Origin of the sequence: Paenibacillus sp. ClWae2A, assembly GCF_032452295.1 — a bacterium.
Lineage (GTDB): Bacteria > Bacillota > Bacilli > Paenibacillales > Paenibacillaceae > Paenibacillus.
In genome coordinates, this window is the sequence record NZ_JAULSQ010000014.1 from 136653 (window position 1) to 149013 (window position 12361).

General features: G+C 49.2%; 9 protein-coding genes. 1 reads left to right on the forward strand and 8 read right to left on the reverse strand.

The window, feature by feature from the left end:
- Positions 1-229 precede the first annotated feature (229 nt).
- Positions 230-2203 carry a methyl-accepting chemotaxis protein gene (locus QVE09_RS27320; RefSeq protein ID WP_315939353.1) on the reverse strand — a complete coding sequence of 658 codons (1974 nt, stop codon included), beginning with the start codon at positions 2201-2203 and terminating at the stop codon, positions 230-232.
- A gap of 234 nt (positions 2204-2437) precedes the next feature.
- On the opposite strand from QVE09_RS27320, the gene QVE09_RS27325 reads away from it, so the two are divergent.
- Positions 2438-3871, forward strand: coding sequence for a serine hydrolase domain-containing protein (locus tag QVE09_RS27325; protein WP_315939354.1), 1434 nt, complete (start codon positions 2438-2440; stop codon positions 3869-3871).
- Between the two features lie 168 nt (positions 3872-4039).
- Here QVE09_RS27325 and nagZ read toward each other — a convergent pair whose 3' ends face one another.
- From nagZ to QVE09_RS27360, 7 genes are all read right to left on the reverse strand, one after another.
- Positions 4040-5758: a beta-N-acetylhexosaminidase gene (gene nagZ, locus QVE09_RS27330; RefSeq protein ID WP_315939355.1), complete on the reverse strand. Its 1719-nt coding sequence runs from the start codon at positions 5756-5758 to the stop codon at positions 4040-4042.
- A 31-nt stretch (positions 5759-5789) separates the two neighbouring features.
- On the reverse strand, positions 5790-6986 hold the full coding sequence (locus tag QVE09_RS27335; RefSeq protein WP_315939356.1) for an exo-beta-N-acetylmuramidase NamZ family protein: 1197 nt from the start codon (positions 6984-6986) through the stop codon (positions 5790-5792).
- Positions 6986-7696 carry a hypothetical protein gene (locus tag QVE09_RS27340; protein WP_315939357.1) on the reverse strand — a complete coding sequence of 237 codons (711 nt, stop codon included), beginning with the start codon at positions 7694-7696 and terminating at the stop codon, positions 6986-6988. Before QVE09_RS27340 ends, QVE09_RS27335 begins: the two co-directional genes overlap by 1 nt.
- A gap of 48 nt (positions 7697-7744) precedes the next feature.
- Positions 7745-8854, reverse strand: coding sequence for an ABC transporter ATP-binding protein (locus QVE09_RS27345; RefSeq protein ID WP_315939358.1), 1110 nt, complete (start codon positions 8852-8854; stop codon positions 7745-7747).
- Positions 8855-9125: 271 nt separating this feature from the next.
- Positions 9126-9959, reverse strand: coding sequence for a carbohydrate ABC transporter permease (locus QVE09_RS27350; RefSeq protein ID WP_017691096.1), 834 nt, complete (start codon positions 9957-9959; stop codon positions 9126-9128).
- 64 nt (positions 9960-10023) lie between these two features.
- Positions 10024-10947 (reverse strand): carbohydrate ABC transporter permease, encoded by a 924-nt coding sequence (locus QVE09_RS27355; protein WP_017691097.1) that lies wholly within the window; start codon positions 10945-10947, stop codon positions 10024-10026.
- A 55-nt stretch (positions 10948-11002) separates the two neighbouring features.
- Positions 11003-12355: an ABC transporter substrate-binding protein gene (locus QVE09_RS27360; RefSeq protein WP_315939359.1), complete on the reverse strand. Its 1353-nt coding sequence runs from the start codon at positions 12353-12355 to the stop codon at positions 11003-11005.
- Between the last annotated feature and the right edge of the window lie 6 nt (positions 12356-12361).

Below are 12361 nucleotides of genomic sequence, written 5' to 3' on the forward strand. Positions count from 1 at the left end.
CACTAATCAAATATTTTATATTTATGTTTGTTTATTTATAGACATAATATAATTTTGTTTATTATATGTCAACTTAACGGAAAAGGACTGTGTTTGAAGACATAACGGATACCCCTTGTTCAACAGAAAAAGACCGCAGGGTCGCAACCCTGCAGTCTCATCGCAGAAAGGGCATTTCAGCTCCTTCCATAAACGTTTATCCTCACTCATTGTCCCATTTCGATCACTGTTACAACTTAAACCGTTCAATCATGCTTTGCAGATCTTCAGCCATACGTGACAATGCTGCCGAAGAAGCTGCAACCTCTTCCATTGTAGCCAACTGCTCTTGAGCCGCCGCTGATCCATCTTCCGTTCCAGAGGCAATCCTGTCCGACAGAACCATTGTATCACTTACTGCCTTGTTGATATGACTCATGCCGCCATCAATCTGACGGGAAGCCGCGGATACTTCTCCAGCTTGTGCAGCCACCAATTGTACCGCAGTACGAATGTTCTGGAAGGCTTCGCCCGCCTCCGTAACCATCTGCGAACTCTTGATCATACCTTCTCCTGTACGGGCAAAGGTTGATTGCACCGCATTGGTTCTCTCCTGCATCTCATGCATAAGCTCATTAATCCGCTCGGCTGAAGCGCCTGAACTGTGAGCCAGTGTCTTCACTTCGTTGGCTACGACCGCGAATCCGCGCCCTTGCTCGCCAGCTCTTGAAGCTTCAATAGATGCATTCAAAGCCAGAATGTTCGTCTGCTTGGCAATGGCCGTAATCTCGGCCACAATCACAAGAATCTCTTCATTTTTCGCGCGCAGATCCTCAATGACTACAGACATGGCTTTGCTCTCGTCATTCACCTGCTGAATATGGGTAACCGCTTCTTCCACTGTAACCATACCCGCTTGCGACTTGGTGGAAGCATCAAGAGCGATACGAGCGGTGTCTTCAGCACTTGATGAGATTCCTTTCACTCCAATGGACATTTCGCCCAAGAGTTGGCCTGTAGCAGCAAGACTATTGTTTTGCAAAGTCGTTCCCGCAGCTGCATCCTGCATCAGTTCGGCCACCTGTTCTGTGGCTTTGGATGTCTGCTCGGAACTTGCCATCAACTCTTCAGAAGATGCCGCCAGCTGGCTGGACGTATCATGCACCTCTCCAAGCACACTACGTAGTGAAGTCGTCATCGTGTCGAAGCTTTCCCCGAGCTGTCCGAACTCATCACGGCGCTGTAAACCTACCCGAACGGTGAGATCACCAGCACTTACTTTGGATGCTGCCTGTGTTAGTTGTAGCAATGGCCGGTGAATGCTGCGGATAATGAAAATAAGCAGAATTAACCCAATAACCAATGAAGATGCCACAATTGTAATTGCACGGATCCAAATAGGCCTTACGGCTTCACTTGCTTCGGAAGGAACCATCTCGCCAACAATCTTCCAACCTGTCACCGGATTGGTGAAATACACAGCTTCCACTTCGTGACCATCATATGTATATTTCACTGTTCCACTTTCCTTTGTATACATCTCATTAATGTAGCTTTCATCCGACTGTGTACCGGATTCAATATTGTAGTGGAACAGGAATTTACCCCCGTTATCCAGCATGTACAGTTTGCCTTCTTTACCAATACGTATCTGATCAACGGATTCTTTCAGATGATTGAGACTGACATTGGCCCCGAATACCCCTTTGCCATCAGCCAGCTTGACAGCCGCCGTTACAACCCATTCACCTGTCGTGACCGACTGGAACGTATCCGAGATTACAGGTTCGTCCTGGGACATACCCATCGTATACCATGAACGTTCACGTGGATCATAGATCTGTTCCCCGGGATCAGGAGATTTCATCCAGCTGCCATCTTCCGCTCCTGCGGTGAGTACACCCAGTTCCTTATGGTTCTGAGACATCCGATCCATCTGCCTTTGCAGTGCAGGGGATTTATTAATAATATCGTTTGAAGTAATACCCGCGGCCATCTGCGCTGCGTTATCCTTCTCCATATCCAGCATTTGATTTATCTGCAGACTAAGCATTTCTGTTTTGGCCTGTGCGGAACTAATAATTTCTAGCTTAACTTGGTCAGCAGCTTTTTGATAAGACAACCAACCAACGGTAATGCTCGGTACTATCAGGAACAGGAGCAATGCAGCGATCAGGCGTTTTTTTACGGTTAAAGTAAACCAATTTCGAATCCTTTTCTTCATTTAACTATCCCCCATCATAATCTTCACCCATCCTTTTATCGGACAATCGCTGTAAAAATATTATGTATCAATACTAAATTAATACAAATTTAATTTACTTTATCTGATCAGATGATATGGATTATATCCGCTTAATCGTTTTGACCCTCTACGCGAGATCGTTTACAATGCTCATAAGCTGGCTATTCATGAAACGATTGGAAGGAGAGGATTCAAATCTTACGTAAGTCACACGTGCAACAACCTGTTTCCACGGTATATTCATCCATGTTCCGTATCCTGTTAGCGCTCATCCTGTGCGCAGGCCCGATTCTGGGACAAGCCGGTATCACGGCATCCGCAGCGCAGGCAACGCAAGCAGTTCACATTGAAGTGAATGGTGAGCAGCAATCCTGGAAGAACGCTCCACTTATAATCAAAGGCTCAACGTTTGTCCCACTGAGGGATGTGGTCACATCGGTTAAAGGCACGTTGAAATGGGATAATCACACCAAGACGGCTACCATTACTGTTGGCAGAGACAAACTGATCCATCAGGCTGGCAGCAACTCCATTAAGGTAAACCAGGTCGATCTGGCTACTGGTGTGAATTCACGTACCGTTAACGGTACGTTGATGGTCCCTGTCCGGGCCATGGCTAATGCAATCAAGGCAGACATCAAGGTCCAACGCACAGCCACGGGTCAGATGAGTGTAAATATGGTCACTGATCAGGTCAGCCTGCTGAACAGCGAAGTTGCCAGCGTAGATACGTATCTGCGCGAGATTAACTATCCAGGTATGGCGCTGATTGCCCGGGATGGTGAAGTTCTGCTAAGACAAGGCTACGGACTTGCCGATGAACAGACGCTAAATCGCCCGGATCAGAAGACCCGGATCGCATCGCTGAGCAAATCCTTCACGGCCGCGTCCATTCTGAGTCTCGTGGAGGAGGGTAAGATTACTGTGCAAGATCCAATCTCCAAGTATATCTCAGGTATACCGAAGGGAGATCAGATCACACTGCACATGCTCTTATCTCAGACTTCAGGTCTGCCATCCGCATTTGGTCGGGGTGAAGGAACTTCTATGGAAGAGACTGTAGAGGAGATTCGCCACAAAATGCTGAAATTTGAACCGGGGAGTGCCTATCTGTACAGCAACAGCGGGTATGTTTTACTTGCATACGTCGTTGAACAGGTATCCGGCATGAGTTATGCCGACTACGTACAGCAGACTATACTGAAACCACTTGGTATGAAGAATTCGGGAGAGGCCTCCCGTAAAGTGCATACGATTAGTGGTTTTGTTCAACAAGATGACGCCTGGGTAACTGCGCCTTATTATGTGTCTCAATCCGGGTCAGGAACCATCTATTCCACGGTGGACGATATGCTGAAATGGGATCGTGCGCTCTATACAGACAAGATTCTAAGCCAAGATACGATTGAACAGATGTATGAGCCTTACTCCGATAAAAACTACGGCTACGCCTGGATTCTCAAAGAGAATGGCACAAACCGTACCGTCTTCCACAACGGTAGTGGTGGCGGGTTTGCTACAGCCTTTTCACGTAATCTGTCCGATGATATCACCATTATCCTGCTCGGCAACCATGCAGGTATGGACATGACTTCACTTTTGGATGAAGTTGAGGCACAGACAGCCAAAGCACTGCAATTGCAATAATCTATAATTAATAGCTTATAATGAGCAAAGAGACGGTCCTTTAAAGGATCGTCTCTTTGTGTTGTATATGTTCTCATTTTAACGACTCACACTTCCGTTTCGCTCAACCCACAATCCATCTCTTCTTCATCCTGCAAAAGGCAGATTAACTCATATTCTTATCACTGCCTAGGAGACATCCGCTCTTTCATCATCTGTCTGCTTTAATGTTACAGGAAGTTTCCCCGCAAAAGGAATGCTCCCCATCAGCGCCTGAGCGACGCTATCCATGGCAAGTGGCCGGCTCTCGTAAGCCGCTACATAGACTTGGGCATCCGGAATCGCGAGCAGATCATAGGGGCTTCGCAGTGCCACAACTGTCAATGGCTTGCCCAGTTGCTGCAACCAGCCAATCAGTCGGCACTGTGGATCGCCGGACGGGCTTCCTGCATTGTAGGTTCCCACCACAATCTGCCGAATGTCATCTGCTTCCGCTGCCTGAAGCAGACGGGCGGAACGAATAGCGACTTCCTCAGGCGTGACCGTCAGATCGACAACATCCAGACCATAATTGGATAAGGCTAAGCCCAAGGTGAACGTATGAGTCAGCTGTTCGTCTGCAATCGTTGTTACGGATGTGGCAACCGTTATGACCAGCGTGCGTTCAGGCTTCAAAGGCAGCATATTTAGCTGATCCCGTACGAGTGTGATACTGTTCTCGCTAATACGGCGGGCAACCTTCTGATGAAGCAAACTGTTGCGTTCAGGCCCACTGGAATGAGCAGGATCGTTTGATGCCTTTGACGAAGGTACATTCGATACTACAATATTCACTTCCTCATCACTTGCGCCGCCCATTCCACTCTCCAGTAAACCACGTTTTGCCTTGTACATCAGCAAGCGACTCACCGACTCATCAATACGTCTCTCGCTAATCCGCCCGCTCTTCACAGCCGCTAACAACGCTTCAAATGCTTCTGCCTGAAGCTTAGCCGTATGGCTAATTAACACCAGATCTGCCCCGGCCTCTACCGCCATTACGGCTGCATCGACAGTGCCATAATTCACGGCAATGGCATCCATCTCCATGCAATCTGTCACGATCATGCCCCCATAACCCAGTTCCTGGCGAAGCAGACCGCTTAATACGGTTTGCGATAGCGTTACGGGCAGACGCTCTGGCTCCAGTGCAGGGAAATAAATATGCGCCGACATCATGGCATCTACACCTTCGGCGATAGCCGCTCGGAATGGAATCAACTCCAGGCGCTCTACCCGTTCCCGATCATGAGTGATGATCGGGAGGTCCAGATGGGAATCAGTATCCGTATCCCCATGCCCCGGGAAATGCTTGGCTGTGGCTGCAATCCCAGCGTCCTGTATTCCCGCAATGGTTCTGGCTCCATATTCTGCAACGGATTGTGGAGATTCGCCGAATGATCGTACACCGATGACCGGATTGGCTGCGTTATTGTTCACATCCAATACCGGAGCAAAGTTCATGTTAATGCCCATGGACTTCAGCTCCAACCCACTGATATATGCCGCCTGATACGCATCGTCAATGGAACCCGCAGCGGCAATAGCCATTTGTCCAGGCATCAAGGCGATTCCTTCGGTAATTCGAGCAACCATGCCGCCCTCCTGATCAATGGAGATCCAGAGCGGCACATTACCGCTGCTTTTGGCAATCTGCTGTAGCCCTGACGATAACCGCTCTACCTGCTCTGGCGACTCAACGTTGCGAGCAAAGTAGATTACGCCACCGATTGGATACTTTCGGAGAAAGGGTTCCACATCGCCAGCAGCTTCGGTGCCATGAAAGCCACAAAGCAGCATTTGCCCGATTTTCTCACGCAAGGTCATCTGTTTCAGCTTCGACTGGTATAACTCTTTTGGCCCACTCATTTCATGCCTCCCTCCGATAACAAACATCCATTCATGGATATAACAAAAACGGCTTTCGCCGCTCCTTCCATTCCGCTGCCTGTACATTCCACGCTTCCATTAAACGAACGAATTCCGCGCGGTCATGAATTGTTTCCCTGACTTCCTTACCCCCTGCCAGCAGGTCGATGAAGTACCTTGAACCCGGCTCTGGTGGTTCCAGCCAGAAGAATTGCTCCGGATAGAGTGAAACCAGTTCATGCAAAAGCACCAACCCTGTCTCTACCGCCCGGAATTTCCTGCTGTCCGTTACAAAAATCCTTACACCACCACACAGCTCACCTGCATGTTTGGAGAATGTTGGCGACATGTACACTGGATGCACATGCACACCTTCCAGCTTGTATTCCCGAAATCGTTCCGCCAAACGTTCACCCTCAACCCAGGGGGCCCCAATCCACTCGAATGGGCGGGTCGTGCCCCTGCCCTCCGATACATTAGTGCCTTCGAACAGGCACGTACCCGCATACACTCGCACACTGTCCAGCGTGGGCATATTGGGAGAGGGCAACATCCAGGGAAGCCCACAATCCGCAAACTCCATGGAGCGCTGCCATCCTTCCATGGCAACCACGTCCAATTCGCAAGGTACATCCATCTCGCTGTTTACCATCAGGGCGAGTTCACCTACCGTCAATCCGGTACGTACAGGTACACGCCAAGCGCCAACGAGTGATTCATACCCCGCGTTCAGCACACCGCCTTCCACAACGTTTCCACCCAGCGGATTGGGACGGTCCAGAATCAGCATGCGTTTGCCTGCTCCAGCACAGGCATCCATCATATGGAACAAGGTTGAGGCGTACGTGTAATAACGGATGCCCACATCCTGAATGTCAAACAGCACCGTATCCACTCCAGCCAGCATTGCAGGCGTAGGTCTCTTGTAATCTCCATACAGGCTCAACACCGGAATGTCCAGACGTGGATGAAGCATGTCTCCGAATCTGACACCCGCCTGAAGCTCTCCATCCAGTCCGTGCTCACAAGCATAGAGCGCTGTAAGCTCGGCATTAGCCAGTCCGGCGCATACATCTATTGTCGATACAAAATCCGCTGTAATACCAGTCGGGTTTGTAATTAGACCGATTCGATTACCCGTTATCCATGGATGCGACAGCCCTCCGGACAGAAGATCAACTCCCGTTTTTACAGCAGGGATCTGCTCGGTCCCATTTAACTGACCCATCACACATTCCCTTGGCTGATCCAGCCTGTATGCTGGTGATCATTACCACCTGTTACGACAGGCTCTTCTTCAGGCTCCAGCACATTAAGAGCAACCTTATGCTGATAGATGGCAAACATACCTCCAAACAGCGCTCCGAAACCAACGACAGTCAGCATCAGCAAAGCAGTTAAGCACATGGCCTGAAAACAAGCGCCCATCGTGTACCCCGGGTGACGGAAGAACAACTTTACACTTTCCCCCATTGCCTGAACGATGCCCATGTTTTTTTGTAAAACAAGCTGCCAGGTATAGAACTGTGACATCAGCGCCATGAGAACAAAGAACGTCTGGAATGCGCTCACTGCCGTACCTGTAATTCCACCCTGTCCGCCGTAATACCACCAGGTTGACCATAAAATGAAGCCAAGCACCGCGAAAAGCACACCCACCGACACTCCAGGGATTATTCCCTTCAACGTTCCGATCCAGATATCCTTAAGTCCATTGCGCCGTTCCTTACGTTCCAATCTGTGATGCACGGCATAACAGACCCCGAACAGGATGGGCATATACATCAAGGCCAGAAGCAGTATAGCGATCGGCAGCGGAGCAAACATCAGAATGGGAACCAATACGATGGAGCTAACGACACTGTACAAGGCCACCGGAATAATATCCCGATAGATTTCCGCGCCCGACTTGATCAACACTTCACTCAACTTACGCATTTTCAACCTCCCCTTTCTCACCGTTCCTTCTTCACCAGGCCTCGTCTTTTACTCTCGTCCAATCGCAAGCTCCGTCTCTGGATCGAAAAAGTGAGCCTTACGCAGGTCCAGTACAAAATTCTTGTCCATACCTACATAAGCATGTGTTTCCGGATGAACCTTGGCCGTAACGGTACGAGCACCAGAATGGAAATACACCAAATTCTCGGAGCCCAGATGTTCTACAACCTGAACTCGCGCCTGCAGCATGTGGTCTGTCGGGATATTCGGAGCGACATCCTCACCAAAAATATGCTCTGGACGCAGACCCATAATCACCGGCTTCCCTTGATAACTCTGAAGACGAGCGAGTACATCCTCTGACAAGGTGAATGATGCACCGTCCACGACAACCTGCGTGCCTTCAATCCGGGCATCAATAAAGTTCATCGCCGGGGAACCGATAAATCCGGCAACAAACATATTCCGCGGACTCGCATACAGTTCTTTCGGTGAAGCCACCTGCTGAATATCTCCATGATTCATGACCACGATGCGTTCCCCAAGTGTCATGGCTTCTACCTGATCATGCGTCACGTACACAATCGTGGCACCGAGACGTTTATGCAGCTCTCCCAACTCCACCCGCATCTGTACCCGCAACTTGGCATCCAGATTGGACAGTGGTTCGTCGAATAAAAACACCTGCGGATCACGGACGATCGCCCGTCCTACCGCAACACGCTGGCGCTGACCACCAGACAGCTCGCGTGGTTTGCGCTCCAGCATCGCTTCCAGTCCCAGAATGGAGGCCGCATTCTGTACCTGTTCATCAATATAGGGCTTTGGCTTTTTCAGATTTTTCAGGCCAAAGGACAGATTTTCACGTATCGTCATATGCGGATAAAGCGCATAATCCTGAAATACCATCGCTATATCGCGATCCTTCGGATGCAGATCGTTAACGAGTCGATCCCCGATCACAATATCACCGCTCGTTTGCTTTTCAAGTCCGGCAATCATCCGCAGTGACGTTGTCTTGCCACAGCCCGAAGGACCCACAAACACTACGAATTCCTTATCTTCTATAACAAAGTCCGAGCCGGCCACAGCCGTGAACGTTCCTTTATGATCGTCTTTGAATTCTTTGCGCACTTGGCGAAACTCCACGCGTGCCATAGGTAGATCCCCCTTTACGTTGTCACTTGTCCTGAACTATATAAGCTCCACTAACGAATATTTACACGGGCACTCCGATGACAGAACAACCTTCCGATCGCTGTTATCCCCAGATTTCTTTGATTCCTTTATAAAAAGGGGAAATCCGGTGATAGCGTATGCTTCCGATGTAGCTTTCTTTTAGAAAGCTTTAGGCGAACGCCTTCGCTTCTTCAGGTTATTTCTGTCCTCTCCGTTATGGTGTAAATGTTTAGTTGAACATGTATAGGAATTAACCTTTAACTGCACCAATCGTAATGCCCTGTAGGAAATAACGTTGCAGTGAGAAAAACAGAATGATCATGGGCAGCGCACCTATTGTCGCCCCCGCCATCATTGCGCCGAAATCAGTTGATTCGGCAAATACAAACGAGGCCAGCCCCACCTGGATGGTACGCATCTCGTTGGAATTGGTAATGAGGAACGGCCAGAAGAATTCATTCCACGAAGCTACAAACGTGAATATTGCCAGCACCGCGATTCCTGGCTTCGCCATCGGCAAAATAACTTTCCAGAAGATGCCGAACTCACTGCATGCATCAATACGTGCCGCATGAATCAGCGATGTGGGCAGCGTGGACATGAACTGTTTCATCAAGAATATGTTCCCTACGCTAACGGCAGCAGGCAGAATAATGGCCGTATATGTATCCCCCAGATCAAATACATTGACCATCAGAATATACAAAGGAATTAGCGTCACCTGTGCCGGAATCATCATTGTCCCAAGCAAAGTCCAGAATACCGCCTGACTACCCGGAAACTTTAGTTTGGCGAACGCATATCCCGCCAGGGAGGCGAAGAATACATTCGTGACGGTCAGAATAATCGAGATGAGCAGCGAATTGTATAACCAACGCCAGGCATCGGTTTTGGCAAAAAAGCGCTCATATGGTGATAACGACAATTGCTCCGGGATCATCTGCGGTTTGAAGGAAGCCGACATCGCGCTATCCTGCACCGAACCAACGAGCATCCAATACATCGGAATGACCGTCACCAGCGCCCAGACCACCAACAGAATCGATGCAACAACGAGCAGTATCTTTTTCTGTGTTGATTTCATGGATTTCATTCACCCCCGGATGCTTAATGCAACGTGCTCTAATCGTACGTGTTTTGAACTACCTCTAATACTCAATATCGCTGGAGAAATATTTGAACTGTATGACGGAGATGACAATGATGATAATCGCCAGTACGAACGACTGAGCCGAAGCCAAACCGAACTCATAGAACTTAAATGCCGTCTCATAGATCAGATAAGCGATTGTAGTTGTCGCAAAGTTTGGTCCACCCTGTGTCATCAGATATACCGAGATGAACACCTGGAAAGACGTGATCACACCTGTAACGAGCAGATACAGCGTCGTTGGTTTGAGCAGCGGCCATGTAATCTTGCTGAACTGGGTCCAGCCGCTGGCATGATCAATATCCGCCGCTTCGTACAGCGATTTCGGAATACCACCCATGGCTGCCAGATACAGAATAATGCCCGCTCCGTGTGATCCGAGCCAGTTCATTAGAATGAGGGAAAAGAGTGCCGTTCCCGACTGACCCAGCCAGATTACCGGGTCAAGGCCGAACAGACCGAGGAAACGGTTGAGCAGTCCTGAATCCGTCGGGTCAAAGATCGCCAGCCATACAATGGAGATGGTCACCCCGGAGGCTACCGCAGGCAGATACATGGTAGCTTTGAAAAATGTCTGCCATTTGCTTTTCATTTGATAGATGAAATAGGACAGTACAAATGTAATGAGAATATTGACCGGGACTGTGCCTACGGTGAAGATGACCGTATTTTTAATCGACTTCCAGAACGTCTCATCCTTCACCAGTCGCTCGTAGTTATCCAATCCAACCCACGTTGAGTTCATAATGTTGTATTTCTGGAAGCTCATCACAAGAGCCGTCAGAACAGGATACAGTGTGAAAATGAGAAACAGCAGGACAGGCGCCAAAATAAACAAATACGCCCACCCGTAGTCTCGCCAAAACCGGGCAACCCGGGAAGTCCGGGGCACTGACGGTTTTGGCGCAAGGGCGGTCTGCATGGCGAATCCTCCTCTCCTAATCAGTGTGGTTTTACGTTATGTTTGATGGTCCGAGTTATTGTCCAAACATCTGCTGGCCTTTGCTCTTGAAGTCTTCTGCGATCTGCTCCGGTGTTTTCTCACCCGAGAACAGCGCCTGGATGTTTGGCTTCACAACCTGTTCCTTGAATTGTTTTTGCTGGGATGCTTTGTCGATATCCAGTTCCAGTACAACCGGCATCGCGATATTCTCTGCCATGACTTTTGCAGCAGCCAGATTATCCGCTTGCCCAAGTTCTTTCCCTTTAAACAGATCCACCTGGGACTGTCTTACGAATGGAAGCGCCAGTTCATTGGCCGAGTTCCCTGCTTTGGCACCACTAAGTGCCTCCATTACCAGGAACGTATTTTTGGCATGTTGTTCGCCCTTGTCCTTCTTCTGTTTGAAGGCTACATACCCTTCGCCGCCCATCGTTGTGGCCGCAGGTTGAGCATCATTATGCGGTACAGGCAACAAGACAAAATCAATCTTCTCTCCCTGCACCTTGCCATCGTCGATGTCCTTGTTACGGTTCTGAATCATCACATCATAATAAGGAATTGCTTTGGAGATAATCGCCGTTTCCCCCGCGTAGAACATATCCGTCCGTTTTGCTGGAGCAAGAGCCGCCGTTTCCTTCGGCATATACCCTTGATCCATCAGGTTTTTGATAAAAGAGAGGGTATCCAGAATGCGACCATCATTCCATTGGAACGTGCCGTCTTTATCAAGAACATCGATCATCCCGTTGTTCCGGGACAGCATTTCAATGAAGTCAAGCGAGGTTCCGTCGGTAACCAGTGCATATTGCTTGGCCCCGCCATCCAGCGTTTTGGTCAGCTTGGCAGCAGCATCGTTGAATTCGGACCAGGTCCAGCCATTTTGCTGAATGGACTTCCAATCAATGCCTGCTTCCTCCAGAATGCGTTTGTTACCACCCCAAGCCCATTGGAATTGATACAACGGCAGTCCGTACTGTTTCCCCTGAATCTGGCCCAAATCCAGCGTACCCGGCAGGTAGTCGTCCTTGATCTCAGGTGTCAGGTAGCTGTCGAGCTCAAGTGCCAATCCCGTATTCACATATGTGCCGTCTACACTATGAAAGTAAAGATCCGGCGGGTTGCCCGCGTTCAGAGCGACATCGAATTTTTTGGGCCCTTCCGCCCAGGAGAGCATTTCCGTCTTCACGGTAATGTTCGGGTGTTCTTTATTGAAATCAGAGATTAGATCCTTCAGTTCATCTTCATATGTGCCATGTACAGGATAGGTCCATACCGTTACCGTATCATCGGCATTCGGATCATCCGAAGCAGCACCTCCGCTATTCCCACAGGCAGTAACCAAGACCATCATCAACAACATCGTCCATACCAGACCCTTCTTTTTCATCCCTTC